Annotated in this window: 16 protein-coding genes; 8 read left to right on the forward strand and 8 right to left on the reverse strand. The window is 55.8% G+C overall.

Going from position 1 to position 19,020, the window contains the following annotated elements; all coding sequences use genetic code 11:
* Positions 1 to 24 precede the first annotated feature (24 nt).
* The gene (locus C8N30_RS11245) at positions 25 to 873 is read right to left on the reverse strand and encodes an HTD2 family dehydratase (protein ID WP_025061074.1); all 849 of its coding nucleotides are present in this window, start codon (positions 871 to 873) and stop codon (positions 25 to 27) included.
* A gap of 146 nt (positions 874 to 1,019) precedes the next feature.
* Here C8N30_RS11245 and C8N30_RS11250 point away from each other — a divergent pair, with 146 nt between their 5' ends.
* Positions 1,020 to 2,021 carry a stealth family protein gene (locus tag C8N30_RS11250; protein WP_025061075.1) on the forward strand — a complete coding sequence of 334 codons (1,002 nt, stop codon included), beginning with the start codon at positions 1,020 to 1,022 and terminating at the stop codon, positions 2,019 to 2,021.
* On the opposite strand, the gene C8N30_RS11255 is transcribed toward C8N30_RS11250, so the two are convergent.
* The 3 genes from C8N30_RS11255 to C8N30_RS11265 are packed head-to-tail and all read right to left on the reverse strand — an operon-like array spanning position 1,997 to position 3,871.
* Positions 1,997 to 2,335 (reverse strand): carboxymuconolactone decarboxylase family protein, encoded by a 339-nt coding sequence (locus tag C8N30_RS11255; RefSeq protein WP_025061076.1) that lies wholly within the window; start codon positions 2,333 to 2,335, stop codon positions 1,997 to 1,999. The two genes, C8N30_RS11250 and C8N30_RS11255, sit on opposite strands and share 25 nt — an antisense overlap.
* 10 nt (positions 2,336 to 2,345) lie before the next feature.
* Positions 2,346 to 3,104: an amino acid ABC transporter permease gene (locus C8N30_RS11260; protein ID WP_025061077.1), complete on the reverse strand. Its 759-nt coding sequence runs from the start codon at positions 3,102 to 3,104 to the stop codon at positions 2,346 to 2,348.
* Between the two features lie 8 nt (positions 3,105 to 3,112).
* Positions 3,113 to 3,871, reverse strand: a complete 759-nt coding sequence (locus C8N30_RS11265) for an amino acid ABC transporter ATP-binding protein (RefSeq protein ID WP_025061078.1) — start codon at positions 3,869 to 3,871, stop codon at positions 3,113 to 3,115.
* Between the two features lie 127 nt (positions 3,872 to 3,998).
* Between C8N30_RS11265 and C8N30_RS11270 the strand changes: the two genes are divergently transcribed.
* The 3 genes from C8N30_RS11270 to C8N30_RS11280 all read left to right on the forward strand — a co-directional run bounded on the left by C8N30_RS11270 (position 3,999) and on the right by C8N30_RS11280 (position 8,391).
* Positions 3,999 to 4,775, forward strand: coding sequence for a transporter substrate-binding domain-containing protein (locus tag C8N30_RS11270; RefSeq protein WP_025061079.1), 777 nt, complete (start codon positions 3,999 to 4,001; stop codon positions 4,773 to 4,775).
* Between the two features lie 84 nt (positions 4,776 to 4,859).
* Complete coding sequence (locus C8N30_RS11275) at positions 4,860 to 6,239, forward strand: MATE family efflux transporter (protein WP_025061080.1); 1,380 nt, start codon at positions 4,860 to 4,862, stop codon at positions 6,237 to 6,239.
* 118 nt (positions 6,240 to 6,357) lie between these two features.
* Complete coding sequence (locus tag C8N30_RS11280; protein ID WP_025061081.1) at positions 6,358 to 8,391, forward strand: ATP-binding protein; 2,034 nt, start codon at positions 6,358 to 6,360, stop codon at positions 8,389 to 8,391.
* Positions 8,392 to 8,764: 373 nt separating this feature from the next.
* Here C8N30_RS11280 and C8N30_RS11285 read toward each other — a convergent pair whose 3' ends face one another.
* The gene (locus tag C8N30_RS11285) at positions 8,765 to 9,904 is read right to left on the reverse strand and encodes an ADP-ribosylglycohydrolase family protein (RefSeq protein ID WP_025061082.1); all 1,140 of its coding nucleotides are present in this window, start codon (positions 9,902 to 9,904) and stop codon (positions 8,765 to 8,767) included.
* A 384-nt stretch (positions 9,905 to 10,288) separates the two neighbouring features.
* Here C8N30_RS11285 and C8N30_RS19800 point away from each other — a divergent pair, with 384 nt between their 5' ends.
* On the forward strand, positions 10,289 to 12,688 hold the full coding sequence (locus C8N30_RS19800) for a calcium-binding protein (protein WP_025061083.1): 2,400 nt from the start codon (positions 10,289 to 10,291) through the stop codon (positions 12,686 to 12,688).
* Positions 12,689 to 12,750: 62 nt separating this feature from the next.
* Here the strand turns inward: C8N30_RS19800 and C8N30_RS11295 are convergent, their stop codons facing one another.
* From C8N30_RS11295 to C8N30_RS11305, 3 genes are all read right to left on the reverse strand, one after another.
* Positions 12,751 to 14,412, reverse strand: a complete 1,662-nt coding sequence (locus C8N30_RS11295; RefSeq protein WP_025061084.1) for a TRAP transporter large permease — start codon at positions 14,410 to 14,412, stop codon at positions 12,751 to 12,753.
* Positions 14,409 to 14,993 (reverse strand): TRAP transporter small permease, encoded by a 585-nt coding sequence (locus tag C8N30_RS11300; RefSeq protein ID WP_025061085.1) that lies wholly within the window; start codon positions 14,991 to 14,993, stop codon positions 14,409 to 14,411. The genes C8N30_RS11295 and C8N30_RS11300 overlap by 4 nt, the downstream gene beginning before the upstream one ends.
* A gap of 100 nt (positions 14,994 to 15,093) precedes the next feature.
* Positions 15,094 to 16,137 carry a TRAP transporter substrate-binding protein gene (locus tag C8N30_RS11305; protein ID WP_051567091.1) on the reverse strand — a complete coding sequence of 348 codons (1,044 nt, stop codon included), beginning with the start codon at positions 16,135 to 16,137 and terminating at the stop codon, positions 15,094 to 15,096.
* Between the two features lie 344 nt (positions 16,138 to 16,481).
* Here C8N30_RS11305 and C8N30_RS11310 point away from each other — a divergent pair, with 344 nt between their 5' ends.
* The 3 genes from C8N30_RS11310 to C8N30_RS11320 are packed head-to-tail and all read left to right on the forward strand — an operon-like array spanning position 16,482 to position 18,900.
* The gene (locus C8N30_RS11310) at positions 16,482 to 16,958 is read left to right on the forward strand and encodes an ATP-dependent zinc protease family protein (RefSeq protein ID WP_025061087.1); all 477 of its coding nucleotides are present in this window, start codon (positions 16,482 to 16,484) and stop codon (positions 16,956 to 16,958) included.
* Positions 16,955 to 17,860 (forward strand): 30S ribosomal protein S6--L-glutamate ligase, encoded by a 906-nt coding sequence (rimK, locus tag C8N30_RS11315; RefSeq protein ID WP_025061088.1) that lies wholly within the window; start codon positions 16,955 to 16,957, stop codon positions 17,858 to 17,860. Before C8N30_RS11310 ends, rimK begins: the two co-directional genes overlap by 4 nt.
* Positions 17,857 to 18,900: a succinylglutamate desuccinylase/aspartoacylase family protein gene (locus C8N30_RS11320; protein WP_025061089.1), complete on the forward strand. Its 1,044-nt coding sequence runs from the start codon at positions 17,857 to 17,859 to the stop codon at positions 18,898 to 18,900. The genes rimK and C8N30_RS11320 overlap by 4 nt, the downstream gene beginning before the upstream one ends.
* The last annotated feature ends 120 nt before the right edge of the window (positions 18,901 to 19,020 follow it).

Consider the following 19,020-nt stretch of genomic DNA (forward strand, 5'->3'; position numbering starts at 1 on the left):
TGACCGAACTTTCTGAAGTGCGGCTTAAAAGCGGGCGGTGGCCTGCATGGCCAGACGCCCTTCGGATGTTGCTGCGGAGAGGTTGACGGCATCCCCCTGCCGGCGCGCGTGGAGCGAAAAAGGCGCACCCTCAAACAGTGGGCTGGCAGCGCGAAACTCGAAGCTCCGTGGCATGGAGCCATCGCTGACGCGCTGCGCCAGATCCATCAGCATTGTGGCAATAAGCGGACCGTGAACAACCAGCCCTGCATGTCCCTCGACGTTGCGGGCGTAATCGCGGTCATAGTGGATGCGATGCCCGTTGAATGTCAGGGCGGAGTACCGAAACAGCATTACCTCGGTAGGGTGTACTGTCTCACTATGTTGCCAGTCATTGCCTACTGGCGCAGTCAGGCGCGCGGTGGCATCTGGTGCGGGGTCTTCGCGGTAAACGATGTCGTGCTCTTCCCAGAAGGCGAGGCCGTCAGTATCTTGCACCTCATGGCGGACGGTCACAAAGCAAAGCGGGCCCGAGCGTCCGGTTTTGAGCGCGACGTCCTTGATCACCGAGTGCTTTTGCACCTGCACACCGATATGAAGCGGGTGGAAAAACCCGAAACGTCCACCTGCCCACATCCGGCGTGGCAGGGCGACAGGGGGCAAGAAACCACCCCGCGCGGGATGCCCGTCACGGCCCAGCGCAGAGAGCGGTGCAGACTGCAGAAAATAAAGCCAGTGCCAGAGCGGCGGCAGCACATCACCGATCTTGAGCGTGGCATCACGGTCCAGTGTCATTTCCATCAGATTTGCAGGAGCGGCTCGAAGCACATCCTCTCGCATTTCTGCTTTGTTAACCCACGTCTGCAAAATGTCGGGGTCGAGTGTGGACTGCATCTAACGGCTCCTGCCAGCGTTTCGGAAAATCATATTCAAATGGGACAAGGGAAGGGTCAAGTAGGTTGTTTTTAACGTCGGGCTGCCCTTCTGTCGCAAGCGCCCTATGTATAGTGAAACGCAACCAATGGACGGCGAAACCACTTGTGACAGAGATATTGGCAACAGATCCTATTGATGCAGTAATCACTTGGGTAGATGGCACCAGCCTGCGCCACCGTGCGCAGCGCGCCAGTTTCATGGCCCAAACAGGCGGTGCGCTGAACGAGAATGCCAGTAATCCGCACCGCTGGGAATCTAGCGATGAAATCTACTATTGCTTGAGGTCTATCCATGTTCATGCACCGTGGATACGCCACATTTGGATCGTCGTCGACGAGGGTGCGCCTGATCTTGAACGTCTTCCTGTGTCTCTGCGCGAAAAGATTCGAATTGTGCGTCACGCAGCAATTTTTGAAGACTATGGCCATGTTTTGCCGACGTTCAACTCCCTTTCGATCGAAAGCATGCTGTGGCGTATCGCGGAACTGAGCGAACGATTTTTGTATTTTAACGATGATGTTTTCCTGACCGCGCCTGTGAAGCCGTCAGATTTCTTTGACGGGCAAAACCCGGTTCTACGTGGCGCGTGGCGTGATTATTCCGAGCTTGTGAATGATGGGGAGGCGCGCGATAATCCCGCCCTTTTCAACCACTTTATGCAGGTAAACGCTGCGGCGTTGTGTGGTGTCCCCTCATCGCACGTTTTTGCGGCTGCCCATGTGGTGCATCCGATGCGGCGCAGTGTGATGGCACATTTATTCGGTTTGCAGCGCGACGCATTCGAAGCCAACATTATCCCACGGTTTCGCGACATCGCGCAGTTTTTGCCTCAAGGGCTGCATAACCATCACTGCATCGCAATGGGACAGGCTGTCGTCTCGCAACAGCGCGATCACCTTCATATCAAAAGCGGCCAGGGCGCTGGGCAGGCGCCTGATGCGACCCGCGCGCTTTTTACGCGGGAAGCTTTGGCCAAGACGAAGTTTTTGTGCATCAATGACCTGCCACAGCTCGAAGCGCTTGTACCCGACGCACGCGACCTGATAGCCCAAGCGGTTGGCTACGCGAGAACCGGCTACAGTCAGGCTGCGGAAAACTCGTCGTAAGCCTCAAGTGCTTTTGCCCCAAATGCAATCGAGGGGCCGCCGCCCATGTAACCGATCATCTCCAGCGCTTCGCATAGCTCTTCGCGGGTAGTCCCAAGTCTTACGAGCGATTTGACGTGAAATCCGATGCAGCTGTCGCAGCGGGTGGAGATAGCGATACCAAGGGCGATAAGCTCTTTGGTTTTTTCGTCCAGCGCGCCGTTTTTCTTGGCTGACTTGCCCATTGCGTTGAAGCCTGCAAACATCTCCGGCGCTTGCTTTTGCAACGCGCCCATCCGCTTCACCGTATCATCGAGGAAGGTGGTCCAGTTCATATCGTCTCCTTTAACGGCTTTCATCTGCGCCCATTTTGCGTTCCAGCCAACGCACAAAGAAGCTGATAATCAGCACAAGCACGAGGTATTCCAAGATAAGCAGCGAGTAGATTTCGAGCGGGCGATATTCGGTCACCACCAGCTCGTTAGCTCGGCGGGTTAATTCCTGCATCCCGATGACAGAGGCGAAAGCGCTCATCTTCACGATATATATGAATTGGTTCGCCAATGGCGGCAGGATGCGGCGGATCGCCTGTGGCAGTACGACATAGCGCATTGTTTGAGTGTAGGTGAGGCCGATTGTCTTGGCCGCTTCTGTCTGGCCGCGTGCAATACTTTGGATGCCGCTGCGGTAGATTTCGGCGGTGAAGGCAGAATCGGAAATGGCCAACGTAATCACCGCGCCCCAAAAAGCGTCTATTCTTACAGATATGCCCATGGACTGAAGAACAACAGGCAGGCCATAAAACACCCAGAACAGCATCGGCAGCAGCGGAATGGCCCGGACGAATTCAACGTATACGCGGGAAGGCATTCTGATCCAACGGTTGGTGGACATACCGGGGAGGGCGACCATGAGGCCGATCACCATCGACATTATGGCCGCAATAACCGACAGGGTGATTGTAGCACCAAACCCGTCGAGGAGGAACGTTATGTTGTTCCAGCCCTGCGTTGTGGTCGGGTCGATCACATACCAGCCCCAGTTTCCAGCTGTGCCGCATCCAGTAAGGGCAGTCAGGCAAATCAGCGCGAGGACATTTTTCATGCGCGCACTCAATGTTTCAGGATCTGGTTGAGGAACGTCCGGCAGCGTTCTGTCTTTGGCGCGTCAAAGAATTCTTCGGGTGTGCCTGTCTCGACGATGGCGCCATGATCCATAAACACCATCCGGTCTGCGGCGCGGCGGGCAAACCCCATTTCGTGGGTTACAACGATCATCGTCATGCCGCTCTCCGCGAGATCCACAATCACGTCGAGAACTTCCGAAATCATTTCAGGATCGAGCGCGGATGTCGGTTCGTCAAAGAGCATTATCTTGGGCTCCATACACAAGGATCGCGCAATTGCTACCCGCTGTTGCTGGCCACCCGATAAGGCGCTGACTTTCTTGTTCGCCTGCTCGGGGATTTGGACCCGCTCAAGGTATTTCATCGCCCGCTCTTCGGCGTCACGCCGCGAAAGGCCACGCGCCTTCATCGGGCCAAGGGTCAGATTCTGCAAGATAGTGAGGTGAGGGAACAGATTGAATTGCTGGAACACCATCCCCACCCGTCCGCGGATGGCCTCGATTGAGGCGGCATCGCCCATACGCGTACCGTCCACCGTGATCTGCCCGCTGTCATGCCCCTCCAGCGAGTTGACGCAGCGGATCAATGTCGATTTCCCCGATCCAGACGGACCGCAGACCACGATCCGTTCGCCATGTGCAACTGTCAGATCCACATCCTTAAGTGCGTGATATGTATCATACCACTTGTTCAGACCCTTAATTTCTATCGCGTTTGCGTGATCAGGACCGGTTTGTTCTGGCATGGACCTCTCCCTTTGGGAATGTATACTAAAAGGGACAGTTGCTTTGCGCGCAACCCGCCTTAGGTTCCGACACAAGCTAAAAAAGTCGCACGAGCGACGACATAATCCAATCGACAGGGGAAGACACATGAATTTTTTGAAAACAATCAGCCTCGCGCTCGGTTTCGCTGCGAGTATTGCGGCGGGGCCAGTCATGGCACAATCGGCGCTAAACGAAATTCTCAGCGGCGGCGTGCTCAAAGTTGGCACAACAGGTGACTGGAACCCGATGTCTGTGCGCGATCCTGCAACCAACACCTTTGTGGGATACGACATCGACATCATGACCCAGCTGGCCGCCGATTTGGGCGTCGAGCTCGAAATGGTGCCGACCGACTGGAAAACACTAGTGAACGGCGTTGTTGCGGGTAATTACCATATGACGGGCTCCGCCTCGATTAGCCCAGCGCGCCTCAAGGCGGCGGGATATTCCGACAGCTATACCGCGGTCGAGATGTTCCCCTTTACCACTGAGGACAAAGTCGGAAATTTCAGCGGCTGGGACAGCATTAACAAAGAAGACGTAAAGGTCGCGACGACCCTTGGCACCTCCTTCGAGAAAATGGTCAAGGACTGGTTCCCGAACGCGGAAATCATCGTGGTCGAAGCCCCTGCACGCGGATTCCAAGAAGTGCTATCTGGCCGTGCGGACGTCTTTGTAACGTCTAATATCGAGGGTGCTGAGCTGCTACAAAAGTTTCCCAACGTACGTCAGGTCGAAGTCGATAGTGCTCGCGCACCGACTCCGATTGCAATGCTGCTGCCACAAACAGATCAGGTTTGGATCAACTACGTCAACAGCTGGATCGAGCTGAAAAAAACCGAAGGTTTCTTTGATGCAACCGCCGCGAAATGGGGCCTCTGATCCCCGCGGAATAATTTATGAAAGGGCGCCTTCCGGGGCGCCCTTATTTATTTCGGGCAGGTTAAAGCCAGAAAAGAGACCGCAATGATTAATGCAGACCTTACCACCGGCCCTTTGGGCGGCCATTTCAAGCGTTTGGCCGTTCCTGCGGCGGTGGGGATGCTGTTCAGTACGCTTTATAATGTGGTCGACACATTCTATGCCGGATATTTCGGAACGCAGGCGCAGGCGGGGCTGTCTGTCGGGTTTCAGGCCTTTTTTATTCTGGTGGCAATCGGCTTTGGTCTCAGCTCCGCGATGAGTGCGCTGGTCGGCAACGCAAAAGGTCGCAAGGACGAGGCAGAATCGCGTCATCTGGCGGTGCAGGGCATCGGCCTTGCGGTGATGGCGGTGGGGGCAATGCTCACCATCGCGCTCTTCGCCGGTCCCTATCTCATTGCTATAGTTTCCGAGCCGGGTGATTATCGTGACGCTGGCCTCGACTATTTCTACTGGCTGATTTTTGCCTTGCCCGGTTTTATTGTCGGCCCTGCAGCGAACGGGATTTTGCAGGCCCGTGGTGATACCCGTACCATGCAGCGCGCGCTGGTCGTCGCGTTTTTTGTAAACGTGGGCCTCAATCCCTTGTTGATGTTCGGCATTCCGGGTGTTGTCGGCGGTATGGGATTCAATGGCATCGCGCTGGCCACCGTCCTGAGCCAGACCGGAGTGGCCGGTTTCATCCTTTGGCGCGTCTTTGGCCGCGCAATGATGCAAGACCTCAGATGGGCTGAGTTCATTCCTGTGCCCGCCAAATATTACGAGATCATCGCACAGGCTTTCCCCGCAGGCTTTGCGTTGCTTGTGACCTTCTCCAGCGGATTTATCGTTCAATATGCGCTCAAGGATTATGGCGAAGCAGCACTTGCATCTTATGGGATCACCATGCGAATCGAGCAGTTGTTTTTGCTGCCAGCGCTGGGCATCACCATCTCGCTGGTACCGATTGCAGCTCAGAACTTTGGCGCGGGTCAGAATGCGCGGGTACGCGAAGCATTCCACCGGTGCTGGATCCTTGGCGTGATTGGAACGACGCTGGCGTTTCCTTTTTTATGGTTCGGTGGCGGCCTCGCAACAAGCGTCTTTTCCGACGATCCTGAGGTCATTCGTATTTCTGCGTTGTTTCTCAAGGTAGAGGCGGTAATCCTGCCGATTTACGTCGTGCTTTTCTCGATCAACTCGCTTTTACAAGCGCTCAAGAAAGCAGCATGGACCATGTGGATCGGGATTTACCGTCAATGGATCGGCATCGCACTGTTTATCTGGTTTTTTGCTTATGTGATGGACGGCGGGCTGACTGGGGTACGGTTGGGCATTGCAGCGGGTGTTGGCACGGGCCTGCTCCTGTCACTCTGGATCGGATTGCGGGTCGCAGAGGATCGGATTGGCGGGTTGGGAAGTCCGTGGATCAGAGCAAAAGCCTGAGCGGCGTCACCGCGCAAGGACAGTGGATACGCACCGGCAAAACATAGTGACCAATTAACCGCAAATTTAGGCGGTTGCCTTAAATGTGGCGCAATTGCACCTGTGAGCGAGCCTGCCTATGTCCCTTTTTTCGCGCGTTGTTTTGACGGCTGTCTGTCTGGTTTCAATGATTGTTCTGGGCGTCTCCGTTAAGGCGGGCGGGGCTGATAAGCGGCAGATTTTACACGCCGCCTATAGTGAGTTCCCGCCGTACGAATTTACCGACGCGGAGGGCGTTGCACAGGGATACGGTGTTGATTTGCTGCGCACTGCCGCAGGAGTAGCAGGTTACGAAATTGAGTTTGTGGCGGCACAGAGCCCTGAGCACACCCTCACGTTGCTAGAGCAAGGCGAGGTCGATCTGACGCTTTTGCTTGCTCTTACGCCCGAGCGGCAGACAGCGGGGCGGCCAATATCCGGGCTGGGGGAATATGTTTTGTCTGTCTACGTGCGCCGCGACAGCACGATTGACGACATCGCTGGCCTTTCAGGGCTTCGGATCGGTATTGTCGCGGACACGATGACTCAAAGCGCGGAAAATTTGCTGCCTGAAGTTACGCTTATCCCTTATCAGACTTCCGACTCACTTCTTTTGCCGCTGTTGCGCGGCGAACTGGATGGTGTGGTTGCGGTTGCTGAGACATTTGATGCGCGCCTGCGGATCAATTTCATCGAAGATAAGGTAAGCCGGCTTGACCGTGCACTAGTAGCTACAGAATACGGGATGATCGTACGCCGCGATCTGGTCACGGTACATGCGGCGCTCGCACGTACGATTGCAATGTCAGAAAAATCCGGCATGCTACAGGTCCTGCATGCGCGCTGGTTCGGCCATAACCGCAGCATTTATCTGCACCCTTGGTTCGAGAATGTTGCGATTATCGTCGGCGGGATTGCTCTCACGACCTTTGCGCTGGTCTTTTATGCTGCTCGCTTGCGCCGCCGGTCGGCAGCACTGTCCCTTGAGAATGACGCGCACCAACTGGTGAACAACGCGCTTGATAAAATAGGGGCGGCGATCACAATTTTTGATAGTGATCTGAGGGCGCTTCACTGGAACGACGGCTTCGAGGCCCGGTTTCCCGCACTGGTCCCCTATTTGGAAGCGGGTACGACATTGGATCGAGCATGTGCCTTGTTCTACGAACTTGGCATTCTTGGGTCTGGTTCGGATGGAGACGAGATTGATGCGCTTGCAACAACCATCGCGCATCATCTGCGCGGCGGCGAGATGTTCCACCGCATTGTTCACACTCAAATGGAAAACAGCTTTGATCTGAGTATATTTCCCTTGGGTTCGAGATTCTATGCCGCGATCTGGGTGGACGTGACCGTGATGCATCAACAGCAAAAGCAGCTCTCCGCCCAGAGCATCGAGCTGAGCCACAAAAATCAGCAACTGCTCGCTTTTTCCGCGATGGCGGCTCACGATCTCAAAGCGCCGTTAACCCAGCAACAAGTCGTTGTCGAATTCATCACCGAGGACTTGTTGGAGGCGCAATTAAGCCTTCCAGCGGAGGCTCAGGGCCATTTTGCTACCCTCGGCGATCTTTCAGCGCGGATGAGCCGCTTGGTCTCCGAACTGCTTGATTATGCAAAAGCGGACACTCGCCAGGCGCCCGCGCAATGTTTCAGCCCCAATACCCGAATCGAGGGTATAATAAAGCTTGCTGCGGCTGGGAACGGGATGAATATCGAGGTCATGGAGGACATACCCGCCGTGCAGGTCGAGCCAGTTTGCTTTGACATGGTAATGCGAAATTTGATTACGAACGCGGCCAAACATCATGACCGTCCTGACGGTACTATCATCGTACGCGGCCACCGCGAACGTGGCGAGGTCATAATCGAGATTGAGGATGATGGCCCGGGTATCAAAGCGATGGATCAGGCACGGGTCTTTGAGCCTTTCGCGCGGCTTACGGCGGTGCAAGGTTCCGGTCTTGGACTTGCGTTTGTGCAGCGCACCGTTGCGGCATGGGGAGGCAGTGTCACGCTCAGGTCTGCGCCAAATCGTGGTTGTATCTTTCGCCTGAGCGTCCCGGCGGCGCAGGCGAAACCTGCCGGGGCGCCACTGCCCGTTTATCTGCCCTACGGTGAAAGGCGGGCCTGACCCAGACAAGGATGCAAAATCCGTCCGCTGATTCCAAACTTGAAGTGCAGGATGTATTCAGCGGTCTGCACGCAACTCCCTTCCAAGAGGTTTGTTGCAGACGATGAAGCGATACGGATGGGCGCACCCGAGTGGTCCTGTATCGCTGGCAACCCATGATAAATGCAAGCAAGCCATAAACTGACTTCGGCCCCGCGGGGCTGATCCACTGTGCGATTGGGACCATGGTGATGTTGCTAACGATGATGTGTTTATTCAGGTTTTGCGTCGAGAATCACTAATCTCCATCGACGCTGACCGCGAAGAACGATAGCGAAAATAGCCATAATCGTTGTCTTGCTGAGAGGGCAGATTCACCTTCGGGCATCCGAGATCAGTGGAGCAGCATTGAGCTCAACTGCTTCGCTTCGTCCTTGACTCCAAGGCGGTCGATCCACGCGTCTGGTATGCCTTTTGTCCCGCCCATACCGTGCACTGCCCCCATAACGGCGCCTACCAGAATGGCGCGCCCACAGGTGTCACCGCCGCTGTATATATTGCTGCGCACCGCATCGCAGAATGATGTGGCTGTAGCAATATTATGCGCAGCAGCCGGCAAGCCAAAGGGCAGATCACATGACATGCCAAAATGCTTAGTCACGGTTGGATTGCTTTGCCCTGCCATTTCAGCGGCAGTCTGAAATAGATCGGCTGCTTGCGCTCCTGCCACCGAACGCCCTGCATTTACCGACGCAGCAGCGTCACCGCTTGTAACCGCAGTCAGCATCATGTGGGCTGCGATATGACTATAGTGCGCTGCAACAGGATTGTCGTTTGTGACGCGCACAGCTGATGCTACGTCTTGGTCGAAAGCATTCTCGCCCTTGCTTCCCCGTGCGGCATGCATCGCGACCAGCGCTGGAAGTTTTGCAATGGCGGGCAGCTGAAGATCATTCGCACCCGTCATTGCAGGCAACGCTCTGAGTGAGTTTATCAAGGTGAGGCCAAATGCGACAACATTACTATCGCTGTCGTTGGTGGAGATTTCCGCCTCGAACATCTGGAGGAGCATGTTGCCCGAGTATCTTTGCAACATAGGCAAGGCCCTTTCAACCAGCGCTTTGGGAATTTGCGGATCTCCATCAAAATCCAGATTTTTGGCGCAGGCATGGGCGGCATCCTCGAACCGTCGCATGTTGTCTAGGCTGTCGCGGGTCGCGTGATCGATATAACCGACGTACGCGCCGCCATATCCGAAATGCGCCCTAAACCGGTCTGCGAATGCTGCGCGGTCATAGTGACCGCCCCCGGCCACAAGCGTGCGCAACATTACCATCGCCTGCTCGCCGTATTGTGATAGATCACCGGCGGTGCGTGTCGGATGGGCAAAGTAGGCGGGCACGCCGTCATAGTTTTGCTTGTCAGGGGTGAAGAACTCAGGTGCTTCAGGCGCTACGTCCTGAATGCGTTGTTGGTCATAGATCCAGTGAAGGCCCATAGCGGCGGCATCGGCAACCAGCGCACCGAGTATCATGTTTCTACATCTCTCGTTTAGGGAAGATATCAATGCCTGCGCTCCGGTGTCATTCTGGTTTTAACCTAAAGCATGAGCGGCATCTTGCAAGATATCCGTAGCGCCGAACCGCATATGAGATCAGTCCAACGAATCCCGCACCTCACCGACCACCTCGATGCATTTCATCGCGGTTTCCGAAACAATGGCGATCGATGCCCTGCCGCGTCTGCCAGATTTAAACAATTATGCCTTTTTTGAAAATGGGAAAGGAGGCATGAATTTAGGATAAGTATATAATTTTAAAAGATAAATGAGATCGGTGAGGAGGGCGTCGAAAATCGCACCCTATCTTTCGCGGCTCAATTCGTGTGTGGTCTAGTCCTCGCAAGGAGATCAACCCATATGCCTATCGTCCAGATGCCTCAAATCGATGGCGCCTTTACTTTGCAGGTGACAGCGCGTTTTGACAGCCTCGGATATGGTAACGGTCAAACCGTGTTTGACTTTGGCGATGCAACGGGCCGTGACAATATCATTCTGACACAATCAGGAAACGGCGATACGGTGGAATTCACTATCGTTGTCGCGGGTATGGCCCATACGATTACGGCAGATGCGGCTATTATCGCCGGACAAACCGCGACGTGGACCATCGCAGTCGATGAAGCGGGCAGGATGACGTTGGCCAAAGACGGCATCGAGATTGCTCATGGTCAGGGTGATCTGCCTGCGCTGGTCATGCGACCTTCAGCGCTGGTGGGTGAATCCAACACCGACCCATATGCAGGGCTTACGGGTGAAGTCAGCGCGCTTTTCTACGCAGGTGACGAACTGCTTGCTGCTCCTGCTCCGGTTTACGGCACGCGGGGCGATGATGTGCTTACCGGCAGTGCGGGGGCAGACACACTTATCGGTCGTACGGGCGACGATTCACTGGTGGGTGGCTCGGGCAACGACCTGCTATTTGGCGGGCCGGGGAATGATACGCTTCGCGGCGGCCACGGGGACGACACACTGCTGGGCGGGGCTGGTAACGACCAGATTGAAGGACTGTACGGCAATGATGAAATTCGTGCAGGCCGTGGTGACGACCACGTTTTTGGCCGCGATGGGGACGATCTCATCTATGGTAATGCGGGAAACGACACATTAATTGGCGGCCAGGGCACGGATACAATTTATGCTGGCAACGGCAATGATGTCCTAGCCGGTTCCCAGGGTAATGACGTGATTTATGGCGGAGGTGGCAACGATCTGGCCTTTATCGGGCGCTTCGAGGGAAGTGACAGCATTTATCTGCAAAACGGCGATGATGTCGTTGACGGCTCTGCAGCTGATTCAGGCTTTCTTGCTGCTGGTGGCAACGGCAATGACCAGCTCAATGCAGGATTGGGCAACGATACGCTGCTTGGTGGGTCGGGCAATGATACGATCAATGGCAATGATGGCAACGACCTCCTGAATGGCGGTGACGGTGACGATTATATAAGTGGCGGTGCGGGCAACGATGCGATGTGGGGCGGCAACGGTAATGACACTCTAGTAGCGGGCAATGGAACCGATATAGTTTCAGGTGGCGCGGGCGATGACGTGTTTATTCTACAAGACGTGCCAGGCAGAGTCCGTATTGTTGATTTTAATAGCAATGGCGCGGCAGATCTTCTCGATCTGTCCCAAATCGAAGGTTATGACAGCTACGAGGCGATTACCGGAGCGATGGTTGCAGGCGAAGGGCGTTCGACGCTGACGCTTGTGGTGACTGGCGGGCGCTTGGTGGTTACGGTTTTTTCCGAAGTGCCGCTTGACGCTGGCGATTTCATGATCTCCCACGATCCTGTCGATCCTGTCGATCCTGTCGATCCTGTCGATCCTGTCGATCCTGCAGGTCCTGCAGGTCCCAACACGATCACCGGCACGGATGAAAACGATATTCTGGCCGGCGGCGTTGATGCGGATACCATCCTCGGGATGGGCGGTGACGATTCCCTGACCGGCGATGAGGGGGACGATCTTCTGGAGGGTGGCGCAGGAAATGACACGTTACGCGGCGGTTACGGCGACGACACGCTGCTGGGTGGCGATGGTGACGACGAGATCGAAGGCCTTTATGGCAACGACGAGATTGACGCTGGCGCAGGTCATGACCATGTTTTTGCCCGCGATGGCGACGATCTGGTTTTTGGCGGTGAGGGCAACGACACGCTGATCGGCGGTCAGGGCACTGATACAATCTGGGGCGGGGATGGCAACGACATCCTCGCAGGGTCGCAAGGTAACGATGAAATCCACGGCGGTGCGGGCAACGATCTGGCCTTTATCGGTGTGCTCGAAGGCAGCGACAGCATTTACATGGAGGACGGCAACGACTTTGTGGACGGAGGAAGCGCTGGATCGGGATTTTATGCCAGTGGCGGTAATGGCAATGACCTCATCAACGGGGGCAACGGTGATGATACGCTCTATGGCGATGACGGGAACGACCAGCTTAACGGTGGCAACGGCGACGACTACCTGAATGGTGGGTCAGGGAACGACACGCTTTTCGGTGGCAATGGAGATGATGTTTTCTCTGTCGAAGCGGTAGCGGGGTCTGTGACGATCCTTGATTTCGGTGCAGATGATGCGTTGGACCGGATTGATGTGAGCAACCTCGGTAGCATTTTTGGTACTCCAGAAGACCTCATGGCGGCACTGTCGTATGGCGATAACCAGACCCGTCTGAGTTTTGACATCGACGGCGAGGCATCGCTGCTTACGATCATGAGCGCAGACGAGTTGGACGAGGACGACTTTCTGTTCTGATGCCGTGCACCGCCCCCTTTAGGACGGCACCCAGCATTTCGGGCGAGACTGAACCGGAGGGGTCAGTACCACGGGATGAGGAACAGCGTGATCGCGGGGAATAGCACCAGCAACACGACGCGGAACAGATCGGATGCCACGAAGAACATCACCGCCTTGTAGGTCTCGATCATTGGCGTCGTGCGATCCATCGCGTTGATGATAAAAAGATTCATCCCAACGGGTGGCGTGATTAACCCGACCTCGACCACGATTAGCACAAGAATGCCGAACCAGATTGCAGTCTGCTCTACGTTGATGCGATTGAGCGCACCCTCATTTGCGCCACGGATGTTGAGGTCCCGTAGCATATCACGGCCTAGCTCGCCTCCGCTTGCAATCACGTCACGCGCCTGCTGAACCATCTCCGGAGTTGTCTCGTTCACGATGGCGATGATCTGGTTCTCGCTCAACGTACCCGCATCGGCGACAGAGCCAAGGCCGAGAGTAGCCATCTGCGCATTAGCATCGGCCAGCAACCGGCTGAACCTGTCGGGTGACAAGTCGGAAATGCTGCCGCTCGACAATCCGTTCCAGACGGTCATTCCCTCGCTCAGTGCGGTATCGAACTTCGCCGCATGTAGATCGATCATAGAAACAAAACCAAAATCGAGTTCTATCATGATCGGCCAGAAAATCGGGATCGTCAGCAGGATCATTGACAGGCTATCCATCACACAGCCCAACAAAAGATAGAGAATAAGGATGAACACAAGCACCATCCAAGGGCTTACACCTTGCTCTGTCACCCATCCAGCAAGCTCTTGCGGTACTTGGGTAAGCGCCAGAAAGCCGTTGTAGAATGCGGCCCCCAAGACGATGAAAAAGATCATCGCGGTAGAGCGGGCGGTTACATAAAAACTTTCCGCCATGGTGGCGCGGTTAAGGCCACCCGCAAACCAAGCGATAATACCGGTTCCGAGCGCGCCTACAGCGGCCCCTTCTGTGGGCGTAAACCAGCCAAGATAAATACCGCCTACAACTGTGCCAAAGACCAACAGCACAGGCCATACATCTGCAACAGCGCGGAAACGCTGCGCGTAAGGCATGCGCGCACGGGTGCCGGCACTGCCAGGATACAGCCGTACGTAAATCGAGATAACGACAACATAACCTAGCGCAGCAACGATGCCGGGGACAAAGGCCGCGAGGAACATCTTGGCGATGTTCTGCTCTGTCAGGATAGCATAGATCACCAAAACAACCGAAGGCGGGATCAGGATTCCAAGGGTGCCGCCAGCGGCGAGCGTTGCAGACGAAAAGCCGCCAGAATATCCATAGCGCTTCAGCTCGGGGAGAGCCACGCGGCTCATGGTGGCGGCCGTGGCGAGGGATGAACCGCAGATCGCACCAAATCCTGCACAGGCCCCGATGGCAGCCATGGCAACCCCGCCCTTGCGGTGGCCTAGCCAGCTTTCAGCGGCTTTGAACAACGCCTGGCTCATCCCGCCCAAGGTGGCGAAATGGCCCATCAGCAGGAACATCGGAATGATTGAAAGCGAATAGCTGGAGAAGGTTGTGTAGGTTTCAGATTTGAGGCGCGCGACGGCGATGAATGCGTTGCCATTAACCAGCCACAACCCCCCGAAACCGACCGTGAACATGGCCAGACCAATCGGCACACGCGCAAATATCAGCCCCAGCAAGACGGGAAAGGAAAGCGCTCCGATGACAATATCACTCAATGGTCCGCTCCTGCCATTTGTGGCAATAAATCCTGTCCGGTGGTTACACCTGCGAGGCGCATAACCGCGATGTAGGTGCTAACAGCGGCGGCGATGGTCGCGCCGGACAGACACAGGGCATAGCCCCACCAGACTGGATATTGCAGGAGCAGAGAAGTTTGACCCGAGCCCAATTTGCTCTGCATGCCGGAAAAGAGCTGAACCGCGATCAGCACGAGGACAGCAGCAAACAGAAGGTCAATCAGCATTTGCAAGACGCGGTTGACACGTTCGCTCAGGCGGGCGGTGAAGATATCAACCGATGCGTGGCCGCCTGTAATCTGGCACAGTGGCAGAAATGCAAAAATTGAGAAGGCGACTCCGGCCTCGACCAGCTCGAAATCGCCATTTACCGGACCAATACCCAGATCCAGCAACCAGCGGGCCAGATCAGGTGCCACAGACATAATCATGTCGGAATGTAGGGCGCCGTTAAGGCTTCGACCGACGATTGAAATACAGGTCATTATTATCAAAAAACTGAGCATGGCACCGCCCAGATAGGCCATAAGCCGCGATAATTTGAGGAAAAATAAGTACATGAGAGTCCTGTGGGTTCGCGTGGTCTGTGTCAGTGCGATGGAAAGGATAGGCCGCCCCGTTTCGCGGGACGGCCGTTATTTTTAGGGCGCGTGGCGTGCATCAGAAGTTTGAAGTGGCTCCCTTGCACTCACCCGACATCAGTGCCTTTGCCTCATCGATGAGTGATTGCCCGTCATGTCCATTGCTGGTCATTTCAGCGACCCAATCAGCCACGATCGGCTCAACCACTGGCAACCAGTCCGACTGTGCCGTGGCTGCATCAACAGTTACGATGGTATTGCCCAGATCAACTGCGATCTGACGGGCAGGGCCGTCGGCCTCTGCCTGTGTGCCGCCCGCGAAAACGGAAAATTCCATGCCGGAATTTGCATCAATCACCGCCTTCAGGTCGTCGGGCAAATTATTGTAGGAATCATTATTCATCGCAAGCACAAAGCCAAGCGTGTAGAGGCCCGGCCCTTCAAATTCGGTGTGGTTGGAAACCAGTTCGGAGACCTTGATCGCCGGAGTAACTTCCCATGGTATTGTCGTGCCGTCGATCACACCTTTTGACAGGCCTTCGGCGATGGCGGGCACAGGCATGCCAACAGGTGTCGCACCTGTCAGTTCCAGCAGTTCGTTCACAAGGCGCGAGCCACCGCGAATTTTCATGCCTTCCAGATCGGAGGGAACCTCGACCGGATCGGAGGTGTGGAACATGCCGGGCCCATGGACCCACGTGCCAAGGATATGCACATCCTTGAATTCTTCCTGCATGTTCTTTTCGTACATGGTCCAATAGGCGCAAGAGGCGGCACGTGCATCTTCAACCATAAACGGCAATTCGAACACTTCGGTGGAGGGGAAGCGGCCGGGAGTATAGCCCACAACAGTCCAGACAATATCGGCCACGCCATCAATCGCCTGATCCATCAGCTCGGGCGGGGTGCCGCCAAGCGCCATGGAGGCGAAACGCTCGATTTTGATGCGGCCGTCGGACGCGGCTTCAACCTTGTCTGCCCAAACATCAAGGATCTGTACCGGCACGTTTGCCTGTGCGGGCAGGAACTGATGCAAGTTGAGTGTTACTTCTTGTGCGATGGCGCCCGATGCGGCGAAGGCCAGTGCGGTTGCACCGTACAATGTGGATTTTAGTTTGTTCACGGTCGTCTCTCCCTGATTTATTTTTCGGGGCGCCTTCAGGCTTCCCCTGCACAAAGCGCGGGCTGCCGTCCTCCCGAACGAACTGAAGCGCCTGCACTAGGTTTGATAGATCGCATGCAACGCCCCGTTTGTCGCCCCAAATTTTAAAAGTGCAGCAAGTTAAAGCGCGCACAACGGTTGCAGGCATTGCGGCACAGTGGCGGCAATTTTTAGTGCCCCGCCGAGGCGGGCGGGTGCCTCGCAACATCGCGTGCAGCGCAGTGCCTGGCGATAAGACGATACTGGCAATTGCCGTCCCAATAGCGCATTACCGCCCGCATCATGCCCCGAACGGATTCCCCCTTATGACCCCAGACAATCCCCAAACGTCCCGCCCACTGATGGTGATTGGCTGGCACGAATGTATCAGCCTCCCCGAATTGGGGCTTAACGATTTCGCTGTGAAAGTGGACACCGGTGCGAAAACGACGGCACTACATGCGGTCGATATCGAGACTTTCACAAAAGACAAAAAGACGTGGGTACGTTTTTGTAGTCCTGAAATTGACGACGCGCCCTCGCGTATCTGCGAGTTTCCGATTTTTGCAAAGCGCGACATCACCAACACCAGCGGCCTGCCCGAGACCCGGATCGTCATTCGCACACCCATGGTGCTCGCGGGGCGACGCTGGAAAATCGACATTTCGCTGACCGATCGCGGCTCCATGCGGTTTCCGCTGATATTGGGCCGCCGCGCACTGCGCGATCACAACATCGCTGTGCACGCGGGCAAATCATATCTGGTCAGCGACAGGCCTACATTTGAAGGAACACAACAATGAAAATCGCAATGCTCGCCCGCAACGCAAACCTCTATACACACCAGCGGCTTAAGGAAGCCGCAGAGAGCCGGGGTCACACCCTCGATATCATCAATACCTTGCGTTGCTATATGAATATCGTATCACAGAATCCCGAAATCTATTATAATGGTGAAAAGCTCGAAGGCTATGACGCTGTGATCCCGCGTATCGGTGCTTCGATTACCTTTTACGGCATGGCGGTGTTGCGCCAGTTCGAGATGCAGGGGGTCTATCCGCTGAATGAAAGTGTCGGCATTGGCCGCTCGAGGGACAAACTCCGCTCGATGCAGTTGTTGGCGCGCGACGGAATTGGCCTGCCGACAACAACATTCGCCCACGACCCCAAGCAGACGGAAGAAGTGCTCGACCTTGCAGGAGGCGCGCCGGTGGTGATCAAGCTGCTGGAAGGGACGCAGGGCATCGGCGTGGTTCTGGCCGATACCAAACGCTCGGCCAAGTCTGTGGTCGAGGCATTTCGCGGCGCGGGTGTAAATATTCTCGTGCAAGAGTTCATCAAGGAGGCAGGCGGCACAGATATTCGTGCCATCGTTGTAGGCGGCAAAGTCGTCGCTGCAATGAAGCGGACTGGTGCAGCTGGTGATTTCCGCTCGAACCTGCATCGCGGCGGCACGGCCGAAGTGATTAAGCTCACCTCCGCAGAGCGCAGCACCGCGATCAAATCAGCTAAAGCGATGGGACTGAATGTCTGTGGCGTTGACATGCTGCGTGCGACCCGTGGTCCGGTGGTGATGGAGGTCAACTCGTCACCTGGTCTGGAGGGGGTCGAGAAGGCAACGGGCCTTGATATCGCTGGCAAGATCATCGAGCATATCGAGAAGCATGCAAAACCCCATGCGACCAAAACCAAGGGTAAGGGATGACAAAACGCGCCAGTCTTGTTCTTGCGGGTGTGACGGTTGAGGCCGGCACCCGCAAGACAGTCAATATTCCCGTCAGCACCCTATCGGACCACACGCCCGTCACCCTGTCGGCGCATGTAATTCACGGTAAAACAGATGGTCCCGCCATGTTCGTGAGTGCCGGTATCCATGGCGACGAAGTCATTGGCGTCGAGATTGTGCGCCGCTTGTTGCGGACCAAGAACCTCAAATCCCTGCGCGGTACGTTGATAATCGTACCCATCGTCAACACCTTCGGCTTTTTAAACCATTCGCGCTATTTGCCGGATCGGCGGGATCTTAATCGCTGCTTTCCGGGCTCTGCCAATGGCTCGCTCGGGTCGCGGCTGGCACATATCTTCATGACCGAGATTGTGGCGCGCTGCTCGCTCGGAATCGATCTCCATTCGGCGGCAATCAACCGCACCAATCTTCCGCAGGTCCGCGTATCGGCCAATAACCGCGAGACCTTACGCCTTGCGCACGTATTCGGTGCCCCTGTGATCCTGACGAGTGCGCTGCGGGACGGCAGTTTGCGTCAGGAGGCCAAAAGGATCGGCGTTGATGTCGTGCTGTATGAAGCCGGTGAAGGAATGCGCTTTGACGAAATGTCGGTGCGTGCAGGACTGGCGGGTATTTTGCGCATTCTAAAGGATGTTGGCCTGTTGCCGCTTGCCGGTATCGGGGGGCCAAAGGCGAAATCCATTGTCTGTTCGGACAGTCACTGGCTCCGTGCGCCTGCGGGCGGTTTGCTGAGGATGTTCAAGGCCGAAGGTGACGTCGTCGAAGAGGGCGATGTAATCGCTGCCATCTCAGACCCTTTCGGGCAAAGTGAGATTGAAGTAACCGCAAAATATGGCGGTATTGTTGTGGGCCGTGCTGTTATGCCGATTGTGCATGAGGGGGATGCCCTGTTCCATGTGGCGGCGATCAAATCAGCGGGCGTTGCGGAGGCGGCTGTGGGTGATCTGGCCACACAGCTTGAAGAGGCACCCCTGTTTGACGAGGACGAGATCATCTAGCACCGACATGTCCGCCCAGCCGTTTAGGTAACGCGTTCCTGACGATAGTGTGACAGCGCCGATCTAGCCACAACGGCAGCACCGCTTTAGGTTCGTCACAGTTATCAACGGGAGGCATCC

The organism is Sulfitobacter guttiformis, assembly GCF_003610455.1.
Taxonomy (GTDB): Bacteria; Pseudomonadota; Alphaproteobacteria; order Rhodobacterales; family Rhodobacteraceae; genus Sulfitobacter; species Sulfitobacter guttiformis.